Raw genomic sequence first — 20,773 nt, forward strand, 5'->3', positions numbered from 1 at the left:
CGCAGGAGAGAAGTTATGCTTACACGTCGTGAATTTTCAAAATTAGTGACTACAGCCGCCGCGGGCGTTGCGGTGAGCTCCACAGCAAAAAGCTATGCTCGCGTGATCGGCGCGAACGAGCGGGTGAACTTTGGTGTGATCGGTCTGAACAGCCGTGCCTATGCCCACCTGTCGGCGCTGACCACCAACAAGGCAAACGCGGCCATTACCCACGTGGCCGACGTGGACTCGGTGATCCTGCAGAAATACGCCGGAGAGACAGAGAAGTCGATGGGAGCGGCTCCTAAGGCGGATAAGGACTTCCGCAAGCTGCTGGAATCGAAAGACGTAGACGCGATCACTATTGCGACCCCAGACCACTGGCACACACCGATTGCTATTTTGGGCATGCAGGCCGACAAGCACGTCTACGTTGAAAAGCCCTGCAGCCACAATCCGCACGAGGTCGAGCTCCTGGTTGCCGCGCAGAAGAAGATGGGCAAGCAGGTGCAGATGGGCAACCAGCAGCGTTCATCGCCGCACTCGATCGAGATCATCGACAAGATTCACAACGGCCTCATTGGACGCGCGTATTACGCCAAGGCCTGGTACTGCAATACACGTAAGACGATGGGGACGGGTAAGGTGGCCCCGGTGCCGGCGACCCTGGATTGGGATCTGTGGCAGGGRCCGGCTCCGCGCCAGCAGTATAAGGACAACGTTCATCCTTACAACTGGCACTGGCTGCGTATCTATGGCACGGGCGAAACCCTGAATAACGGTACGCACGAAGTGGATGTTTGCCGCTGGGCGCTGCAGACCGTCTGGCCGCAACGCATCACCGCATCCGGTGGACGCTATCACTTCAAGGACGACTGGCAGTTCTACGACACCCTGGTGACCAGCTTCGAGTACGACGACAAGATGATCTCCTGGGAGAACATGAGCACGAACGGGATGCCTCTCTATAACCGTGATCGTGGCTCGGCCATTCACGGCACGGAAGGGACCGTCATCCTGGACCGCGATGGTTATGAGGTGCATGACCTGAAGGGCAAGCTTGTGAACGAGTACAAGATCCCCAAGGACAAGAAGACATCGAGCGCCGACCTGGTCGGACGCGACTCGATGACGGACCTGCACTTTGCCAACCTCATCGACGGTATCCGTACCGGAGCCAAACTGAATTCGCCGATCTGGGACGCCAGCACCTCGGTCGCGATTCTGCTGATGTCGAACATCGCGTGGGAGCTCAACCGCGAACTGAAGCTCGACACCAAGACCGGCGCCTTCGTCGATGATGCAGAAGCGACGAAGATGCGCAAGCGCGAGTACGAGAAGGGATGGGAGCCGCACATCTAAACAGTGTGGCTTCTTCGTGCAGCGCCAATAGAAAACGGCCCGCGAGTATCTCGCGGGCCGTTTTCTATTGGTTGCGGAAGCTTTAGCGCGCGAGCCAGCTTACCTTCACAGGGGCCTGCAGCCGCTTGGACTGGGTTGCGAGATAGCTGTTCCAGGTAGCGAAGTCAGGCATGTCATCCTGTGACCAGCCGGAGCCTGCGTAGTAGTCGATAGCAACGCCGGAACGGGCCGTAAAGAGCAGAAGAGCATCGCCGGGTGTCTTGCCCTGCATGGGTACATTTTCGTAGCGATAAGGCTGCTTGCCGGAAAGAATAATACCTGTAGCAAAACGTCCGGCTGATGCTGTTTGAGGTGTATCCCACACAGAGAGTGCGGCGCTTTCAGGCAGCTGCTTGATCTCGGTGTCCTTATGCGTACCCAGGCCTGCGGCTGCGGTGATGGTTCCACCTCCGTCGAAGGTAAAGGTCGAGCGCATATGGTTCAGGCGCGTGCCGGCGTCGAGCGTAACCCGCTTACTCTCGCTGACGGTCTTTGTCCCCGCAGGCCAGGGAGCGTACTCCAGGATGAAGTCGACACGGATGGGGCCGGTGGCCAGAATCTTCGAATGGGTGAAGTTCTTCGAATTCTCCAGCTTGCCATCAACCCAGATGCCAGTGCCGCCGCAACCGCGGGCGGGGCCAACCTCATAGGAGTCAAGACCATCCCCGTTATCGTGGTGATAGGACAGGGCAGGGTTGTGCGTGCGCTGGGCTTCCTTGTCGCGGGCATACCAGGCGGTGCTGACGAAGTTCGGCACGCGCTTGGACCAGACGTCGATGCCTGACGTGATCTCTCCGGTCGCCTGCAGCGCAGGGCCGTAAACGCGGTGAGCGACCAGGTTGTTCTCCCACACGAAGTCATCCATACGCTCGGGAACATCACGCGCCGTCACTCTGGAGGCCATTGCCGGGGCGTCCTCTTCTACAGCAAGATCGATGCCTGTGGCGGTTCCGGGAGCAACGTCGTCAAGGATCAGAAAGCGATCGGGTGCTCCGCCAGGAAGGGAAGCATAGACCTGGGTGAGAAGGCGCTTGCCGGTGAGACGGTCGCGTGCGACGAGCTTCGCGGGATCGATCGCGATATGGCGCTTGACCTCCGTGAGCGGTAGGTCGAGAACTTCATCACGACGAGCGTCGCTGGTGGGGTTGTTGATCTGGAGCACAGCATGCGTCTTGGCAGCCGGTGCATACCGCACCAGTTCAGAGCCGGCGAGGAGGAAGGCGCCTACGCCGTAGACGTAGCTGGAGGTGGCAGTGAACTGTCCGGGAGCTGCTCCGATGGGCTGAATCGCGCCCAGGCGGCCGCTCTCGAAGACATGCTTCACCATCGCGGCCCAGGCGCGCTCGACGATAGGAGCGTACTTGGCGCGGGGAAGAATGCCTTCATTGATGCCCCAGGTCATGGCGTAGGTGAAGAAGCCGGAGCCGGAGATCTCGTCCTGCTCATAGGCTGTCTGGTCCAGCAAACCCGTGCGCCACAGGCCGCTGGGCTGCTGCAGGCCGGCGATGCGCTCCGCCATCTCCTGGAAGAGCTTCACGTACTGCGCCCGGGAAGGGTCGTTCTTCGGCAGCGCCTTCAGCACATTGGCGGTGCCTGCGAGCACCCAGCCATTGCCGCGGCTCCAGAAGAGCTTCTTGCCATTGGCTTCCTTCTTGTTCAGGAAGGTGCCGTCGCGGAAGAAGAGGCGTTCTTCGCGATCGTAGAGGTGCTCTTCGGTAAGCTTCCACTCCTGGTTCATCTTGTCGATGTAGCGATGGTCTCCGGTGATGGCAGACATGCGGGCCAGGGCAGGCGGAGCCATGAAGAGAGCGTCGCACCACCACCAGAGATCCTTTGCCGGGTCGGCAGGACGCTGCAGCAGGCGATCGAAGGTGGCGCGGGCATCGGCGATGCGCTTCGGATCCGCGTGCTCCTGGTAGAGCAGCTCATACGATTGCGCGATGACTTCGTCGTCAGCATGGAACTGGCGGTTGGCCCAGAGCTTCCACTGAAACTGGTTGAAGAGCGTTACCAGGCGGTCATGGTATTTGGCATCGCCGATGATGTCGGTAGTCGCGAGCAGGCCAAGGTAGAGCGGCCCATAGGTCCAGTCCTGGTTGTACTTTGTCTCCGAGTACGAGAGTTGCCAATCAGCAACCTTGCGCATCGCCTTCTGAATTGCGGGCCGCGTCACCGCACCGGAAAGATCCGTTGCCAGAGGCCCGGCATCGGGAATCGTATCGCCTGCAGCGGCAGAGATCGCAGGGCCGGTCATGGGCTTCTCCTGCGCTGTCAGCGAGGTGCACAATGTGGCTGCGAGCAGAGCCGCAGCGGCTTTATTGAGATGCATCAATGTGTGTTCTCCAGTGTGAGAAATGCGGGTTCAATACCTTCAGCGTGAACTGATGCGACGACCGGACCGGTACGCCGCAGGCTGATCTCTGCGCGGCCGTTATAAAGCTGCACGACACGCGATCCGTTGGGCGTTCCAAGGTTATCAATCAGGGCACCATTACCGGCAAGGGAAAAACGAACGACAGCACGAGAGTCGAGGCAGGAAACTCCGGTGGCATCCAGCATACGGGCCTCGATGGTCACGCGGTCGGGCCCACTTTGTACGGTGCGCAGCGCCAGCTTCGCGGGCTTTGACCATGCTGCGATCTGATACTGGAAGTGGACGGTGTCGCTCACCGTGGAGGAGTTGCTCTTCGCGACGGCGCGAAGTTCGTTCTCTCCCTCGCGGAAGGCCAGATCCCAGCGCAGTCCGCTGCACGGAAAATCTTCCGGTGCCCGCTTCTTGACGCCGACCGACTTACCGTTGAGCCACAGCTCCACCTCGGTGCAGTTGGAGTAGATGCGGACCATGCGCTGCTGCCCCGCCTTACCCCAGCGTACGGGCCAGTTGTGTCCGTAGATGCGGACCATCGGCTCTTTCGTCCAGTAGGACTGGAAGACGTAATAGCCTTCCTTGGGCGTGAGGTCGCGAGTGATGACGCCCTTCTGGTTAACACGAGGCACGGGATTATCGACACGCAGAGGCGTCGTGAAATCCTTGAACACCCACTGCGCGGTGCCAGTGAGCCAAGGGAGAGACTCCTGCGTCTGCAGATACCAGTCGAAGAGGTCGCAGGCGTAAGTCTCGCTCCACTCGCCGTCGCGCGACATACGTGGAGCACCGCCGGTGAGTTTGTAGTCGAATCCCTTTTCGGCGGTGCCGCGGCCGGTAAGGATGTGCGCCAGCATGGGATCAGGATCTTCCGCATGGCGTCCTGCATGGCTGTCTGCGCCCCATTCGGCGTGGAAGAAGAACGGAGTCGCAGTCCGCGCCTTCTCCAGCGCTTCGCGATACTCAACGTAGCTCCCGCTGTACCATCCTGCCCAGATCGAGGGTGAGTAGACATCGGGAATGTCCTTCGCGAAATCACAGCGCCGGAAGGATGTAAGACGTGAGGGATCCTGCTTATGCGCGAGGTCACGAAGCTCGGTCATGTACGCGCGAATCTGAGCGTGGTCTTCTCCGCCGGGTTCGCTTGGCCAGTCATCTTCATTCCCCAATCCCCAGAGCAATACAGAGGGATGGTTCCGATGCTGGTCGATCATGATTCGCATCAGATCAAGGCCACGCTGGCGGAACAGAGGACTGGTGATGCCACTGCGGCACCAGGGAACCTCTTCCCACACCAAAATGCCTAGCTCGTCGCAGAGATCGAGAACAAGGCGTGACTGTTGGTAATGCGCCAGCCGGATGAAGTTCGCTCCCATTCCCTTGATCAACTCGAACTCTTTACGAAGCGCTGGTTCCGGAGTCGCCGCGGCATAGCCGGCGTGGTCCTCGTGCCGTTGCGTTCCACGCAGCAGCAGACGCTCGCCATTCAGATAGAAGGGGCCATGTTCCTCGAAGCGTGTATGACGAACTCCGAAGCGATGCCCGGCAGATGTCGTTCCCGAAGCAGACTGCAGTGTGACGTCACAGCGGTAAAGGCGAGGTGTTGACGGCGACCAGGGCTGTGGTGACGACAGCTCAAACGAAGCCAGCTCGGTCTCGCCATTCCAAGGAGTGCGTTGCAGCGATTGCTGATGCACTGTCTTACCGGCCGGATCGACGATGGCGAGTTTGATATCCACCGTGCCGGAGATCGGCTGCGGTGCATACAAGCGGGCCGTCACCGCGACATGCGCTGCTTTGCCGGGCTCGAATGCCACGGCGGTATGGACAGCCTCGAGTGAGACCGCCGGCACGTAGAGGAGCGAGACATTGCGGTAGAGACCGCCATAGAGCGTGAAGTCGCTCAGGTCAGAAGGCATGCGATCGAGATCGCGTCCGTTATCACAAAGAATCGCGAGCTGGACCGCCTTGCTGTCTTTCTGGCGTCCACAGGCGTCGGTGATATCGACCATGAACTCGTCATAGCCGCCGACGTGTTCGCCAACGCGCTCCATGCCTATATAGACTGCGGAGCTTTGACCGGCCCCTTCAATATGCAGCAGCGTCCGCCCTTGGGGATAAGGGTTATCGATGGCAAGTTTTCTACGATACCAGCCTTGCCCACGATAGGCGGGGGTATCAGGGTCGCAGCCATCATAGGCATTGAAGCAATGAGGAAGCGTAACCTTTTGCCAGGTGACCAGCTCTTCGCTATGCCATACCTGAAATTTTGGATCGAGCGGGCCGCGATAAAACTCCCAGCCGTCGGTCAGACGCTGAGCCGTTGCTTGTTGTGAGTGACTGTCCTGCAGAGCCGAAGCCAGAAGAGGAGTCTTTATGACTCCGAGGCAGGCAGCGCCTGCGAGAAAGGAGCGTCGCGTAATCGTCATTCGTTCTTTTTGCCGTATCAGGCTTTTTTACGCTGTTGCGACGGAAACCAGAGCAGCGGTTGCCGTACGGGATAGTTGCGGATGATCTCAGCGTCAGACGGGTCTGGATTCAGGGTCTTCCAGAGAGCAAGGTATTGGGACTGATTGCATTCGATCCCAGCGAAGAGAAGTCCTGGAGAGCGCACAGGCAGAGAATCGAAGTGCTCGACATCCTTCTTGTATGGCCAGGAAGACTTGTCTTTGAGATACGGATAAAGGAACTCCGCAGCCTTGCAGATCCCGCGGCCGTCGGCCAGCTTGAACTCGTAGAGGTTTTCGCTGCTGTCGCGCAGCGACTGGCATAGCATCGCAGCCACATCGAAGTTGAAGATGGAGTAGCTGTACGGCTTGGTCCGCGCCAGCTCCTTCGGGAAGCTGCCATCGGTGCCGAGCTGATCGAGCATAAAGACCGTCTTGTACTGTTCGGCGACTTCCTGACGAGTCTGTTGATCGTCGATCAGGCGAGCGAACTCCGCAGCCTGCAGCGCCCAGCAGACGGCGTGATTGTTCAACGTCTTCTTTTCGGCGATTCCTTTTTCACTCGTCTTCAGCCAGCGCAGGTAATCGCGGAACCACGTATGTAGTGCCTGCTGATCGGCAGAGCTCATGACTGCGGGAGCAATATGCGATGCAGCCCGCGCGACCTCGACCAGGTGCAGCGTGTCGATAATGCCGAAGTTGCGGCCGGTGGTTACGCCGTGAACACCCTGCGAATACTCGAGGTTGGTATTCATGCGCGTCTCAGGCGTGATGAACCAGGCGCGCAGGTGAGCTGCAGCATGATCGGCATAGCGGCGCTCGCGTGTGAGCAGCCATGCTGCTGTGAGCGCCGGCACCTGCAGGGAGAGCGCGATCATCGCCTTGCGGTGGTCGTTGAAGTTATTCGGATTACTCTGGCCGTCACGGTTGATGTACGGCCCGTTCGGGTTAGCCGGGTTGGGCCAGAAGTAGTCCGCTTCCGAGAAGAAGTCGTGCAGTCCACCCGGAGTTCTATCTGAAGGAAAGGACGTGATGGTTGCAGGTTTTAGAGCAAGGTAGTTGCGGGCGGCCGTCATGATGCGCTGACGGTCGGTGCTGGCCACCAGGTCGTAACCGGCAGCGTGATGCTGTGCCCAAAGCCGGGCCGGCGGCAGCTCAAGTAGAGCTGCCGCCGTAGCGCCGGTGCAGAAGGCACGGCGTGACACTTCCATGATTGCGTCTCGCACGTAATTGCTCCTGTGGTTAGAAGAGGATTCGTCCGCCAATCTGAATCTGACGGGGCACGCCGTAGGCGCCGGTGATCTTGCCGAAGTTACCGGAGTTGAGCGAGGTGGTCGGATTGTTAAGATTGACGAGGTTGAAGACGTTGTTGACCTCGGCACGGAGCTGGAACTTCACCGCTTCATAGACGCCGAAGTCGCGGAAGAGCGCGGCGTTGATGACACGGTTTCCAGGGCCGAAGAAGTTGTTGCGGCGGGTTGTGCCATCCAGTCCGCCTGGACCGACACCCGCGGGGCACGTAGCCGTGCTGCCGGTATACGAGCAGAATGCAGCAGGGTTGAAGTAGGCACTGATCTTGTCGGCCCGCGAGCGTCCGCGGGTGATCCCTACATCGGCATTGCCGGAGAGATTGGCACGGTCAGAGGTGTAGCCATCGAAGTTGTTATCCACTCCAGTGGTCACGCTGAACGGTGTTCCGGCGTTGAGTTGTGCAATGCCGGAGATCGTCCAGCCGTTCACCACTTCACGCACATAGCGTGGCGAGCTGGTGAAGAAGGCGGGCTTCCAGATTGCGGAGATATTGGCCTGATGACGCAGATCGGTATCGCTGCTGCCGTACTCGTCCTGAATGCGGTTGAAGTCCTGCGCGGTGCCGATGACAGCGCCGCTATTGTTCACCGAGGCGCTCGACAGCGTCTTCGACCAGGTGTAGAAGGCCTTGACCGAGAACTGATGGCTCAGACGTTTCTCGCCCGTGATCTGCAAACCGTGATAGTTGGCCCGCTGTCTAGACTGGATGAGATTGATGATGCCGAGACCTCCCTGGATGGGACGCCGGGAATCATAGTTGCTTGTAGTGCTCGTCGTCACGCCATTCACTGGATTGGCGGCAGTGGCGTAGATCGGGTAGTTGATATCCGGAGCAAAGGGAACATCATGGCTGAACGAACCGACATAGCTGACAGAGACAGCGATCGAGTTCGTTACCTGCTGCTGGACGGAGAAGTTGGTCTGATAGACGTACGGCCACTGATAATCCAGATCGATGCCCTGAACCTGTGCCGGAGCGATGAACGGACGCGGATTCTTCGGGTCATAGACATAGGGATACGGATTGCCATTGGGGAAGGAGCGTGCATCGCCGTAGATATCCGTCATCGACTTGATGAAGCTATAACGATTGCGGACAGCAAAGGGCTGGAAGTTCGAGACGCCGTTCCACTCGTTGCCGGAGACAGAGCCGAAGAAGAGGCCGAAGGCTCCACGAACAGCGGTGCGGCTGTTGCCGAAGGGATCCCAGGCAAAGCCCACGCGAGGCGAGACGTGATGCCAGCGTGTCGCGACGATGCCGCGATCGACGCCCTTGTCGCCGACGACCAGCAGACCGGTCGGAGCAGTGGGATAGATCGTGGACTTCTGCCCGGCGACGAAGGTTGACTGACGGTCCTTCGGATCGGTCGGCGAGGTCTGTACATCCCAACGAAGACCCAGGTTGACGGTCAGGTTGCGGAAGATGCGATAGTCGTCCTGGGCGAAGATGCCGCTGAACCAGGAGCTATCGGCAGCCTGGACAGGGGAGTCCTGGTTCATCGTTGCCGGAAGACCGGCGATGAAGTCGGAGATCTCCGCATTGGTGCGTGCGGTGGCGCGCTGGAAGGCGAAGACGCCGTAGTTGTTCAGGTAGGTGTACTGCAGATCCTTATTCAGCGAGGTTTCAGCACCGAACGAGAAGGTGTGTTTGCCGCGGGTGATGCTGACAACATCACGCAGCGAGTAGAAGTTGGTACCGGTGACCGGACCGCTGATGGCCTGGGCGGCGGTGAAGTATCCGCTGACAGTAAGCTGTGGCAGCATGGACGCGCCCTGGATGCCGAAGCTGGAGCCGAAGTCGGTAAGCGACAGTTGCGGCGTGTTGATACGGCCACCGATCATGCGGGTGTAGTTCAGCCATATCTGGTTGACGACATTCGCCGACGGCGTCCAGGTATCGGAGAGGTTGCCGTTCTGCTGGCGATAGACAAAGTTCTGGCGTGACCAGTCGATATTGCCGCCGGGGCTCTGCTGCTGATTGCCCGCCGTATTGAAATACATCCCCTGCAAACGATGAGTGCCGATCTGATGGTCGACTTTGATCAGGAACTCGTCCGTATTCAACGTGCTCGGAATGATGCCCTGCCAGCGATAGGTCGTACGGCCCGAGGCAGTGTCGATGCCGGTCGCGTTGGGAAGAGGAATGCGGGCGAGAAGGCGCTGTACCGTTGGATCAAGTTGGCTGGATGCCAGCTTGTTACCCGGACGGGGCGTACGCGTGACAGGATCGCAGACAACAAAGACGACACTGGAGCTATTGCTGGGGCAGCTGGACGGAGTGCCGCTCGCTGGCAGGTTAGCGCTGAAGTCACCGGCACGCTGGGCAGCAGTGGGGACAAGGGCGCCGTTGTAGGTGCTCGATGTGATCTGGCGCAGACCGGCGTAGGAGCCGAAGAAGAAGGTCTTGTCCTTCCAGATAGGACCGCCGAGCGTTGCTCCGAACTGGTTGCGGTGTAGAGGAGCCTTCGGACCAGGAGCGCTGAAGGCCGGAGCGGCGGCGAAGTTGGTCTCACGGTGGAACTCGAAGATGGATCCGTGGATCTTGTTGGTGCCGCTCTTGGTGACAACATTGACCAGACCGGAGGACATACGGCCGTACAGGGCGTTGTAGTTGTTGGTCTGGACGTTGAACTCGCGCAACGCATCCGGGTTGGGCAGCACGTTACCGGTATTGCGGATGAAGGTCATGTTCAGTCCGCCATCGAGGTAGTAGCTGACAGAGCCGACGAAGTTATCGGTTCCGCCGTTCATGTAAACCACCTGCTGGGGATACCCCAGCGTATTGACGTTGGAGCTCGACTGGACACCCGGAGTGAGGGTGAGCAGGTCATAGACGTTACGGTTGACGATCGGCAGGTTGTCGACTTCCTGGTTGGTGACCGTGCGGCCCAGGGTCGCGTTCGAGGTCTCAACCAGAGGAAGCTCGTTGGACGAGACGTCGACGGTCTGTGTCGCTTCGCCGATATTCAGGCTGGCGTCGAAATGTACTTCGGCATTCAGCGTCAGTACGACCCCTTGCTGCTGCTTGCTCTGGAAGCCGGCTGCCTCAACCTTGAGGGAATAGGTGCCGACTGGAAGGAAGTCCAGACGGTAGGCTCCGTCCGAGCCGGATGTGACCTGACGGGTGAATTTGGTTTCCTGGTTGATTGCTGTGACCTGGGCGCCCGGGATGACCGCACCGGATGTGTCCTGGATATTGCCGACGATCGTCGCCGTGGTGAGCTGTGCCTGAGCGATCCCTGCGACAAGCAGGAAAAGCAGCAGCAGTCTGCCGAACATCTTCATATGTACCTCCTAAAGCGGCCTGGCGTTTGAACCTGTGCATGTGCCAGAGCCCTCCGCCACGCAGCGGAACCCGCCTTCTCACCTCTTGTCAGGGTGTATGGGCAAAGCAGCGCCCACCTTCGGTTCCCATGAGAACGACTTGCAAGTGACTCACGGTTTGTATCCAGGTGTTGGCTTGTAAGTGGTTTGTATGGAACGGGATGGATATATTGTTGCAGCTTGTTTCAAACGTCGGGACGCGCCCTCTGCGATTGCCGTATGATGAACTCTGCCCCGGAATATGAGCACTATGAAGACAGATTGGGCGGCTTGGCAGCCGGTCACCGCGCAGGATCGAGAGACCGTTCTGCGGGAGATGGAGTCGATCCTCGCCAGCCCTCACTTCTGCAACAGCAAGCGGTATCCGGCATTGCTGCGGTATGTGGTGGAGAGTTCGCTGAACGGAAGGGGAGACCTCAAAGAGCGGACGCTGGGCATTGAGGTTTTTCAACGTCCGGCGGACTACGATACCAATGCCGATACGATCGTCCGCTTTACGGCCGGTGAGGTTCGGAAGCGGCTGTCGCTCTACTACCGCGACCATCCAAACGACCGTATGCAAATCGTCCTGCCGACGGGATCGTACACACCCGAGTTTCTTCTTTTGGAAGAGGATCCGGCCGGCACTCCTGTATTAAAGGAGAGACCAGCTACAGCTCTTTCAGTGGACCTGCTTCCGGGACCGGACGCGGTAATCACTAAGGAGTCTGCGCCGTCGTCGTCCAGTTGGCGCGGTCGCAACTGGATTGCAGGCGTCAGTCTGCTACTGCTGGCAACATCTGCGGTCAGCATATGGCGTTTCCGGCCGCACCGTGCAGATGTGGTCGATCAGTTCTGGCGGCCGGTGGCAAGTGAAGGACGCAGCACCCTGCTCTGTCCCGGAGGCGTGGTCTTCGCTCCCGAGCGAGCATCGGGAGTGGCTACCGCAGGCAAGGATATCCAGTATCCGTTCGTCTCGATGCAGATCGCGACGTCGATAGGGCAGCTCGGCGGTCTACTGCAGCGTGAGGGCGTCCGGTACGAGGTGCAGTCGTCAGTCGCGCTGCCGTTGACCGAGCTGCGAGACCGTCCGGTAGTTCTGCTTGGTGGATACAACAACGACTGGAGCATCCGGCTGCTGTCCGATCTGCGTTATCACTTCAGCACCGAACCAGAGGGAACGATTCTGGACGCACAGGATCCCTCAAAGCATTGGGAGCGTGACCGTACCCGTTCCTATTCGAGCGCCGATGACTATGCCTTGGTCGCCCGCTTCCGTAATCCGACTACCGGAAATATTGTTGTGGTGCTCGCAGGTCTGGGACGAAACGGTACGGAGGCCGCGACCGAGTTCGTAAGCAATCCCGATTATCTGGAATGGCTCAAGGAGCGGATCGGTGATGGACTTGGCCAGAAGAATATCGAGGTCGTGCTGAAGACCAGCGTGATCGACGGAAAGACCGGAGCGCCCTCGGTAGAGGCTTTTCATACCTGGTAGGCAGACTGCATTATTTTGTTGTCGAGGGCGGGGCGAACATTCTCATGACAGGTAACAAGCGAAAGGGCCACCGCATCGCGGGGGCCCTTTCGCTTAGCAGTACGGTTAGAAGTTGAACTTCGCCGCCGCCTGGAAGATACGTGGATCGTAAGCGGCGGTGGCGTTACCGAATGTACCCGAGCTCAAAGTAGTGGTGAAGCCACTTCCGCCCGACGTCCCAAAGAATGGATGGTTGAAAACGTTGAAGCCTTCGAGGCGCATCTGCAGCTTCAAACGTTCGTATAGCTGGAAGTTGCGGCTCAGTGAAAGATCCAGGTTGTAATACTTAGGCCCTCGGAACGCGTTGCGGCCAACGTTGCCGAAGGTACCGACGGCATTCTGCGTAAACGCCGCCTTGTTGAGATAAGCCAGGTTTGCTTGGCGCTGAATGTGGTTGTGGGTATAGACATCTACGCCTGGGACATAATTTGGGCGGTCACGCGATTGGCCATTTCGTGAATTGTCGATGCCGCTCATGATGTCCATTGGAACGCCACTCAAAATGCGGATAATCGGAGACAGTTGCCAATCGTTCACAACGGCGCGAGCAATTGGGTTGAGTGATTTGAAATTGCTGGAGGCGACGATGGACGTGTTGAAGATATGCCGTACATCGAAACCGCAGTTGGCACGGTCGCCACGAGGATTGTAGGGGTTCTGATTGACGATGCCTGCGACGTCACCGGGTGCGTCTCCCACCGAGATGCAGTGCGACCAGGTGTAGTTGGTCAACAGACTGAAGCTGTTCGACATACGGTGCTGAATGGCTGCAATGACGCCGTTGTAGTTAGAGTCGTAGCCATCACTGATGAATGTCATGGTTGGACTGAAGTACGCCCCCTGCGCCGGGTTGGAGAGCGCCAGAACGGTACGCTGAGCGGCGTTGCCAGTCGTGGAGCAGGCGGTGCCGGTACCGGGCGATACTGTCAGAGCTCCGCATGAGCCAGCCCCCGTCCAGGTCCCGGGAATGTAGGCAGCAGGATTGATTGCTCGACCCAGCCAGAGGTGTGCGTTGTGGTTGCCGAGATAGCTGAGAGACATCATCCAGCCGCGGCCAAGGTCCTGTTGGACCGATGCAGTCCACTGGTAGATGGTTGGGGTTCTGATGTTCCTCGGAAGCAGAACGTAGTAGGCGTTGGTCGGGAAGATTGCAGAGGCATCCGGCGGGAAGGTTCCGGGGAATGGATTGCCGCCCTTGTAGTTCGCATACGGGTTAGTGAAGTCCACCGGCCCGGTGACAGCAATTTCGTTGACGAACGGCGGGCTGGAGGTCAGGCGCTGCGAGGTAAACAGGTTGGGGGAGTCATACATGATGGCTGAGCCCGCGCGAAAGACCGTCTTGCCGTTGCCGATGGGGTCGTAGCTGATAGAGAAGCGTGGCGAAAAGTTGTTCCAGCGGTTGTTCGTGAAGCTCTTCGGAACGCCGTTATCGCCGTAAAAGAAGATTCCGGCCGGCGCGTTAGGAAAGACGGTGCTGTGCGTATTCGCATTGAAGGCTGCCTGATCGAAGGTCGAACCGCGCCCGAACTTATCGGTTTGGTAGAGCATGGGTTCGTATCGCACGCCGAGGCTGAGTGTCAGATGGGAATTGAAGTGGAAGGTATCCTGTGCGTATAGAGAAAAGATGTTCTGACGATAGGTGGTCTGTTGCTGACGGCTTTGACCGAAGCTGTTCTGCTTTCCTGTCAGGAAGTCCATCATCGGTTCGCCGGCACTGGTGCTTGCTGCTGTAATGCCGGGAACATACTGTCCGCCGCTGGCCGCGCCGCTGAACGAGAAGTTTCCGTTCTGCAGATAGCCGGCGTTAGTGTTATCGCCGGTCCGGATGTACTCACCGCCCAACGCGATCTGATGCTTGCCCTTGATCCAGTCCATGTCATCGGAGAAGGTCTCGGTGTTGACATTGAAGAATCCGGGCGAGCAGGTGCCGCAGCCGACAGAGAACTGGTTCGTGACCGATAGACGCAGGTCAGCGGGCACGTAGGCATACATGTTCACGCCAATCGTGCGCGCATTGATGCCTCCCGCTGTCGGTCCACGGTTATTACGGCGGCGGGTATAGCTGGCGTGAAGGCTGTTAACCAGGTGCGGCGTGAGGGTCAGTGTATCGCCCAGCGTATAGGCCATTACCCGCTGATTATTACCTGCTGTTGTGGTGATGAGCAGGTTCGTGGGCGAGTAGTAGGCCGGGGCGTTGTAATTGGTGACAAACGTGCGGAAGAAGAGATTGTGGTTGCTGCCGATGTTGTAATCGAATCTTCCGATGTACTGGTCTTCGGTGAAGTTTGCCGGAATAGCGACGCTGATGACGCCAGTGGTCGGATTGGCCAGTGAAGTGGGAAGATACTTAATCAGGTTCAACGCTGTCTGTGACAGGCTGCTGGTCGGGATCTTCCTGTAGTTCGCCAGATTGGGATTGGTGTTGATTTTCGAGTTTGTGGCTGGGTCGTACAGATTGCCGTTATCCGCGATGGCGCGACCGCATTGTGCGCCGACGGCGGGCATCTGACTGAAGTCGCCCGCCAACTCTGCCGCAGTGGGGATGCAGGAGTTCGTGGCTGCGCTTACCTGACGATTGCGAGTGCCTTGGTAGCCGAAGAAGAAGAATGCCTTATCGGTGACGACCTTGCCGCCGATGGTACCGCCAAACTGATTGCGTTTTACTGTGTCTTTGATACCGGAGAAGAAGTTCGTCGCATTCACAATGTTATTGCGAATGAACTCAAAGGCCGAGCCGTGCCACTGATTGGTGCCGGAGCGAGTGACGGCGTTTATAAGGGCGCCTGGGTGAAGTCCGTTACGCGCCGGCAGTGAGTTCGACTCGACCGAGAACTCCTGCAACGCATCCGGGAAGGGGAACGGCAGATTCACATTGGTGAAGTTGTCGGTATAGCCACCACCATCGAGCAGGTAGTTGTTGTAGTTACCCTGCGATCCAGCGACTGAGATCACGACCGAAGTGATGTAGTTTTTCGAACCGACCATGTCGCTGCTGGGTGCAACCACGGATCCGCCTGTGAGCAGAACCAACTGCGTGGCCTGGCGGCCGTTCAACGGAAGCTCTGTGATGCGCTTCTGGTCGATGACCTGTTTGTATGTTGCCGATTCTGTTTCGATAGCAACGCCGGATGCTGCGACTTCCACCGTTTCGGTGGAGGTACCGACACTGAGTGACGGGTTGATGGTGATGCTGCTGCCAACTTCAAGAACGAGGCCTGTCTGGGAGTAGCCCTTGAACGACGTCGCAGAGACGGTCAGGCTATAAGGGCCGGGAGGAATATTGGGAAGGGAATAGCGGCCTTCGGTATCGGTGACGGTGTTACGCGCGACCTTGGTATCGGTGTTGGTAATTGTTACGTTCGCACCGGCGATGGCGGCGCCCGTGGGATCGGTAATGGCCCCCTGAAGACTGGCGGTACCGCCGGTCTGTGCGGGGAGCGTGAGTGTAGTCACGAAGAGAAGAAGGAACGCAAAAATACACGTTATCTTACGTCGTTGGCCAAAAGTCATACAAAGCTCCTTGACGATATTTTGGTCAGACCAATTGGAGGGAACATGATTGATCGCTGCCAAAATTCGGAGGGAACTATAGGGGGCTGAATGGACGAGGGTCAATGAAAATTTTGTCCCTCTATTGGATTTTTTCCTTTGATGGAACGCGTAGAAAAGAAAGCTTTTCGAAATACTTGAATTTATCGAGGTCGAGCAGTCCCCAGCGAAGAGAAATGCTGGATGTGCGACAACTATTCTCAGACTTGAAAAGGCATGACCAGCGTTGTGTCGGGTGACGATCTAAGGTCTAACCAAAAGTTCGAGACCAGAAGAAAAGTAGCCTACTTCGTTCGAACTCCGCCCTTTTTATCGAGAGAGATCCATTCGCTTGACGTCGAGCAGTTTGGACTCTACTATCACGATCATGATGCGTCGCACCGATCGACGTTGTTGTTGCTCCCGCTAAGCCCTTTTTGGCTTCCGGCAGGTTGAGCACGCACGTTGTTTTTTGAGCGGCACTTTCTTCCTGACATCTGAATCAATTGTTTCTCTGGGGCGACGCCGTGTGCGCACGCTGCCTGGAAGCATCATTCCGGCCGTTCAGGCCCTCTAACTTGATTGCTGTTTGAGAGGAAAATCATATGTCTTTTCCGCAGATTCGTACCCAGATGCGTTTCATCGTCGCAGCCGCCGTTTTGTCCCTTGGCTCGTTGAGCGCTTTTGCAGCGCAGATCTCACTGAAAGCAGATCTGGCAGGTTCGCATGAAGTGCCGGCAAACGATGTCGCCGGTACCGGCACGCTCACCGCAACCCTCGATACGGACACAGGCGAGCTGAAATACCGTGTGACCTTCAAGGACCTGACCGGACCAGTCACCGCAGCACACTTCCATGGACCGGCAGCCGAGGGCGTCAATGCAAAGCCACAGGTTCCAGTCAAGGCAAACCCGATTGAGAGTCCATTGGAAGGTACAGCAACCTTATCGCAGGAACAAACGAAAGATCTGCTGGATGGTAAGTGGTACTTTAACCTCCATACCGCTGCGAATCCGAGTGGCGAAATTCGCGGTCAGGTCGTAAAGGAATAAGCGCACAAGCCGAGTAAGGAAGTAGCAGGCAAGGAGAGAACCGTGTCACGGTTACATCTGCTGCAGCAGGATCGATCGAGGCGTTCGTTTCTCAAGGGCGCGTTTGCTTCCGCGGTTGCCGGCTGCTCGCTGCCGGCGCTGGCGGTTCCGGCAAAGATGTCGTCCGCACATGCGCGCAACGATTTGTTGCACGGCGCCATGGAAGCTGCACGATGGATCCGCGCCGGAGAGATGAAGTCATCGCAGGGAAAGTATTGGCTGCCCGAGCCGATTCACCCCAGCCGCGAGCTCTCGGCGGCGCAGAGCAGAAACATCCGTCGGGGAAGCGCGGGCATTCTTCTCTTCCTTCTTGAAATGTATACAGCCACCGGAGACGCCACTTACCTCGATGACGCGGTAAGTGGCGCTCGCTTTCTCTCCGCTACCTGGCCACAGATGCTGCGAGCTCCGGAGGTGACCCCTGGGACGCGGCACTCGTTCTACGATGGCCTGGCAGGCGTGGGGTTTGCGCTGACGGAAACCTGGCGGATCAGTCAGGAGACATCGATTAAACATGCGGCAGAGGCCGTCACCGGTCATCTGAGTGAGTCAGCCGTCCGCGACAGTGATGGGGTTAGCTGGTCAGAGACATCGAGCATCGCGGGCGACAGCAGTGTGATCCTCTATCTGCTGTATGCCGCGCAGACGCTGGATGACTCCGGCTACCGTCATGTAGCAGCGCAGGGGGCCGACAGATTAGTCGCCTTGCAGGATTCGGGTAAAGGCGTCCATCTGAGTGAACTTCCGTCCCGCCCAATCCAGCAAACGGACGGAACGTATGTTCCCAATTTTGAGTATGGCGCCGCAGGCATCGCCTACACGCTCGCTCGAGCGTATGAGGATACCGAAGAGGGTGACTATCTGCAGGCGGCTCGCGAAAGTGCGCTTCGTATTGAACGCGTCGCCTGCCGGCAGAAGGAAGGCGTTCTGATTCCGTATTGTCTTCCTGCGCAGTCGAGCACTTTTCAAATCGGCTTCAGCCAGGGAGCGGCCGGAACCGCGCGCCTGTTTTATCAGCTGCACAAAGTTACCGCCGACAACGCTTTCTTTCAGATGTCGGAGAAGCTGGCCGACGGCATCCTGAGCGCATTACAGCGCCCGTTGACGACGATGGCGCCGGAAGAGAATGCGCTCTGCCAGCACTCGGGCAAGGCCGGCGTAATGGAGTTCCTGCTGGGGATGGGGAAGGTGACACGGGATGCACGATACGGAGAAGCGGTGGATCGTATCGGGCAGGAGACCGTTCAGATGATGGACTTCTACGGTCACCGCAGCCGTTGGTATGACAGCTACAGCCACGTTCCTGCTCCGTTCGATACGTGGGAGACTGGATATTCGTTTGGTGCTGCAGGGATCGGAAGTGCGCTGCTGCACGCCTCGGTCACCGCTTCCAGCGGTTGGCAGGCGATTACGTGGCCTGATAATCCGTTTCCACTGAGCTCAAGGCTGTAGGCCGGCTAGAGCATTTTCCCGTGGGTGTGATGTAGGGGTTCGCATCTATGGGCGTTTTCCGCAATGAAAACGCCGCTGCATGCCCCTCCCGGAATACCCAGTAACAGGAAAAATGCACAAGAGTAGCTTCTTATCTTGTCTTGCAGCCGCGCTGGTAGACCTGCGGTTTCTTCCACTCTTCGTTGGTGGCAAGCAGGATGCACTCCTGGCCTGTTTCCGTGTCGATGCGGTAAGTGATATTGCCCTGGCGATAAACCTGGTATTTGCCCGAGCCGGCAAATCGTGAGCCGTTTACGGCATTGGGCTGCTGAGAGTCCGTCAGAGGTGCAGAGGGCTGAATGGCGATTGGCTGCGTTGAGGAGGAAGGCGCGGCAAAGGTTGTCGTCGGTGTCTTCGGTTTTTCAGGCTCAGTTGCGGCAGGAGTCGCTGTCTGGGTATTTCCGTCGTTGACAGAAGTAATTTCGCCGTTCGCCATGGAATGGGATTTGCGCCAGTTGGTATAGCTGACGTAGCCAAACCACAGAAGAAGAATTGCGACCGCGGCGGCGATAAATTTGCGAGCCATAGGATATCTGTCTCCATCATGCCAGAGGGCAGGTGGCCTTTGTCCACGGGGTGGAACCTACTTGAGGACCTCTTTTCTGTCACTTATGCCAGGGTGTGTCATCAAGTGAGCGCCAATCAGCACCGTGGAACGGATTTTTCTTCAGGCTGGGGGAGAGTGGAACGAGGAGAGAATCGTAGCCGGCTGCTGGAATGACGAAAGACAAAGGGCGCGGGAAAATCTGTGCTTGATGAAACGCCTGGTTCCAGCAAAGGCGGCCCCAAAGGCGTAAACTAGCGACGTGCCTAAATACTCCGTCGTCGTGCCGTTTCACAATGAAGAAGAGAGCGTCACCGCGCTGTATGACCGTCTGAAAGCGGTGATGGAGCAGGTCGGTGACAGCTTTGAGCTTGTCTTCGTGGACGATGGTTCGCGCGACCGCACTTACCGTCTGCTGCGCGAGGTGGCTGCGGTCGACAGCCGGGTCGTTGTGGTCAAGTTGCGACGCAACTTCGGCCAAACCTCGGCGCTGGCTGCCGGGTTTGATCATTCCCAGGGAGACTTCATCCTCTCCATGGACGGCGATCTGCAGCATGATCCCGCGGAGATTCCGCTCTTCCTCGCCAAGCTGGAAGAGGGATACGACGTGGTCAGCGGATGGCGCGCACGCCGCCTCGACAATGTTGTCATGCGCCAGATTCCGTCACGTATCGCTAACTGGGCGATGGCGCGCCTCAGCGGTGTAGAGATCCACGATTTCGGCACGACCTTCAAGGCGTACCGCCGCGAGTTGATTCAGTCCATCCCGCTCTATGGCGAGATGCACCGCTTTATCCCCGCACTCGCAAGCTGGTATGGCGCCAGCATCTGTGAGTTGCCGATTAAGATCAGCAATCGCGAGCATGGCAAGAGTCACTACGGCATCTCACGCACGATCCGCGTCTTCTTCGATCTGCTGACGATCCGTTTCCTGTTGAAGTACATGACCCGGCCACTGCACTTCTTTGGCCGCATCGGTCTGGCGGGGTTTGTCACCGGGGGAGCCATTGCGCTCTGGCTCGCCGTGCTTAAGCTTTTTCTGCACCAGCACATCATGGCCGCACATGGACCGGCGATGGGATTCGCCGGTGTGCTCGTCCTGGCCGGTATTCAGATGATCGGTATCGGTCTGCTGGGCGAACTGCAGGTGCGCCACTTCCATTCGACGCAGCATCGCGCGCCGTATGCCGTGGACCAGGTTATTCGTTCGCGCTCGTCTGAAGAGTCTCTGATGCAGTAGTAGTGGACAGGATGCGGACGGCGTAATTGCCGTCCACCGCCACGACTTCTGCTTTTGCGATCTCTTTTCCTCCGGCAAGGATGCGGACAGGTTCGTCGAGCGTCCTTTCCAGAGAAAATACATCGCCCTGGGTGAGTTCCAGCACCTCTCCCAACGGCATGTTTCGCGTGCCGAAGCATAGGGTCAACGGCAGGCGCAGGTCATGGAATTTTTCGCTCATGTCGTCTGCGCTTTCATCTGGAAACCGGACAGACGAACACCAAGCTGGTCTCCCACCCGTTCAAAGTCGACCATCGCCACAAATACCTCGCCGGCACTCAGGGGAACATCGTGGTTGGTGGGCCAGTGGCTCACAAGGATCTGACCTGGAGCCAGTGCCATCAACCCCCCAAGGGAGATATGAGGGAGAGGGATCGAGACCGAGAGTGGCACTGACAGGTGCGCCAGGGAAGTCCACTCTTCCGGAGCCGGGTTCTGCTCGCTTGCTCCAAGTTCGGGGGAGCCGGGGTGTTCGGTCTCGATTACGCTTTCCATAC

At 58.1% G+C, this 20,773-nt stretch carries 13 protein-coding genes; 5 read left to right on the plus strand and 8 right to left on the minus strand.

All coding sequences use genetic code 11. The features are described 5' to 3' along the window. Positions 1–15 precede the first annotated feature (15 nt). Complete coding sequence (locus AB4Y89_RS12865) at positions 16–1,341, plus strand: Gfo/Idh/MocA family protein (RefSeq protein WP_442301329.1); 1,326 nt, start codon at positions 16–18, stop codon at positions 1,339–1,341. 82 nt (positions 1,342–1,423) lie between these two features. On the opposite strand, the gene AB4Y89_RS12870 is transcribed toward AB4Y89_RS12865, so the two are convergent. The 4 genes from AB4Y89_RS12870 to AB4Y89_RS12885 are packed head-to-tail and all read right to left on the minus strand — an operon-like array spanning position 1,424 to position 10,788. After that, the gene (locus AB4Y89_RS12870) at positions 1,424–3,709 is read right to left on the minus strand and encodes a glycoside hydrolase family 88 protein (protein WP_442301330.1); all 2,286 of its coding nucleotides are present in this window, start codon (positions 3,707–3,709) and stop codon (positions 1,424–1,426) included. Next, on the minus strand, positions 3,709–6,174 hold the full coding sequence (locus tag AB4Y89_RS12875; RefSeq protein ID WP_442301331.1) for a glycoside hydrolase family 2 TIM barrel-domain containing protein: 2,466 nt from the start codon (positions 6,172–6,174) through the stop codon (positions 3,709–3,711). Before AB4Y89_RS12875 ends, AB4Y89_RS12870 begins: the two co-directional genes overlap by 1 nt. A 17-nt stretch (positions 6,175–6,191) precedes the next feature. Then, a complete protein-coding gene (locus AB4Y89_RS12880) occupies positions 6,192–7,418 on the minus strand; it encodes an alginate lyase family protein (RefSeq protein ID WP_442301332.1) in 1,227 nt (408 codons plus the stop codon). A 16-nt stretch (positions 7,419–7,434) separates the two neighbouring features. After that, positions 7,435–10,788 carry a carboxypeptidase regulatory-like domain-containing protein gene (locus tag AB4Y89_RS12885; protein WP_442301333.1) on the minus strand — a complete coding sequence of 1,118 codons (3,354 nt, stop codon included), beginning with the start codon at positions 10,786–10,788 and terminating at the stop codon, positions 7,435–7,437. Between the two features lie 289 nt (positions 10,789–11,077). Between AB4Y89_RS12885 and AB4Y89_RS12890 the strand changes: the two genes are divergently transcribed. Then, positions 11,078–12,304: a hypothetical protein gene (locus AB4Y89_RS12890; protein WP_442301334.1), complete on the plus strand. Its 1,227-nt coding sequence runs from the start codon at positions 11,078–11,080 to the stop codon at positions 12,302–12,304. A gap of 105 nt (positions 12,305–12,409) precedes the next feature. Here the strand turns inward: AB4Y89_RS12890 and AB4Y89_RS12895 are convergent, their stop codons facing one another. Next, the gene (locus tag AB4Y89_RS12895) at positions 12,410–15,796 is read right to left on the minus strand and encodes a carboxypeptidase regulatory-like domain-containing protein (protein ID WP_442301335.1); all 3,387 of its coding nucleotides are present in this window, start codon (positions 15,794–15,796) and stop codon (positions 12,410–12,412) included. 680 nt (positions 15,797–16,476) lie between these two features. Between AB4Y89_RS12895 and AB4Y89_RS12900 the strand changes: the two genes are divergently transcribed. Together AB4Y89_RS12900 and AB4Y89_RS12905 are read left to right on the plus strand one after the other, a co-directional pair. After that, complete coding sequence (locus AB4Y89_RS12900) at positions 16,477–16,923, plus strand: CHRD domain-containing protein (RefSeq protein ID WP_442301336.1); 447 nt, start codon at positions 16,477–16,479, stop codon at positions 16,921–16,923. Positions 16,924–16,965: 42 nt separating this feature from the next. Further along, complete coding sequence (locus tag AB4Y89_RS12905; RefSeq protein WP_442301337.1) at positions 16,966–18,414, plus strand: lanthionine synthetase LanC family protein; 1,449 nt, start codon at positions 16,966–16,968, stop codon at positions 18,412–18,414. 130 nt (positions 18,415–18,544) lie between these two features. Here AB4Y89_RS12905 and AB4Y89_RS12910 read toward each other — a convergent pair whose 3' ends face one another. After that, complete coding sequence (locus tag AB4Y89_RS12910) at positions 18,545–18,979, minus strand: hypothetical protein (RefSeq protein WP_442301338.1); 435 nt, start codon at positions 18,977–18,979, stop codon at positions 18,545–18,547. Positions 18,980–19,259: 280 nt separating this feature from the next. On the opposite strand from AB4Y89_RS12910, the gene AB4Y89_RS12915 reads away from it, so the two are divergent. Then, entirely contained in the window at positions 19,260–20,237 is a 978-nt protein-coding gene (locus AB4Y89_RS12915) for a glycosyltransferase family 2 protein (RefSeq protein WP_442301339.1), read from the plus strand. On the opposite strand, the gene AB4Y89_RS12920 is transcribed toward AB4Y89_RS12915, so the two are convergent. Both AB4Y89_RS12920 and AB4Y89_RS12925 read right to left on the minus strand, forming a co-directional pair. Continuing rightward, entirely contained in the window at positions 20,197–20,457 is a 261-nt protein-coding gene (locus tag AB4Y89_RS12920) for a FliM/FliN family flagellar motor switch protein (protein ID WP_147648618.1), read from the minus strand. The genes AB4Y89_RS12915 and AB4Y89_RS12920 overlap by 41 nt on opposite strands. Next, complete coding sequence (locus tag AB4Y89_RS12925) at positions 20,454–20,771, minus strand: FliM/FliN family flagellar motor C-terminal domain-containing protein (RefSeq protein WP_442301340.1); 318 nt, start codon at positions 20,769–20,771, stop codon at positions 20,454–20,456. Before AB4Y89_RS12925 ends, AB4Y89_RS12920 begins: the two co-directional genes overlap by 4 nt. Between the last annotated feature and the right edge of the window lie 2 nt (positions 20,772–20,773).

This window comes from Terriglobus sp. 2YAB30_2 (assembly GCF_052114765.1).
Lineage (GTDB): Bacteria > Acidobacteriota > Terriglobia > Terriglobales > Acidobacteriaceae > Terriglobus.

What these genes read in the sequence shown, in the direction of transcription:
- AB4Y89_RS12870 (WP_442301330.1), bottom strand. Translation starts at nt 3,709, where the DNA reads ATGCATCTCAATAAAGCCGCTGCGGCTCTGCTCGCAGCCACATTGTGC.
- AB4Y89_RS12875 (WP_442301331.1), bottom strand. Translation starts at nt 6,174, where the DNA reads ATGACGATTACGCGACGCTCCTTTCTCGCAGGCGCTGCCTGCCTCGGA.
- AB4Y89_RS12885 (WP_442301333.1), bottom strand. Translation starts at nt 10,788, where the DNA reads ATGAAGATGTTCGGCAGACTGCTGCTGCTTTTCCTGCTTGTCGCAGGG.
- AB4Y89_RS12890 (WP_442301334.1), top strand. Translation starts at nt 11,078, where the DNA reads ATGAAGACAGATTGGGCGGCTTGGCAGCCGGTCACCGCGCAGGATCGA.
- AB4Y89_RS12900 (WP_442301336.1), top strand. Translation starts at nt 16,477, where the DNA reads ATGTCTTTTCCGCAGATTCGTACCCAGATGCGTTTCATCGTCGCAGCC.
- AB4Y89_RS12910 (WP_442301338.1), bottom strand. Translation starts at nt 18,979, where the DNA reads ATGGCTCGCAAATTTATCGCCGCCGCGGTCGCAATTCTTCTTCTGTGG.
- AB4Y89_RS12920 (WP_147648618.1), bottom strand. Translation starts at nt 20,457, where the DNA reads ATGAGCGAAAAATTCCATGACCTGCGCCTGCCGTTGACCCTATGCTTC.
- AB4Y89_RS12925 (WP_442301340.1), bottom strand. Translation starts at nt 20,771, where the DNA reads ATGGAAAGCGTAATCGAGACCGAACACCCCGGCTCCCCCGAACTTGGA.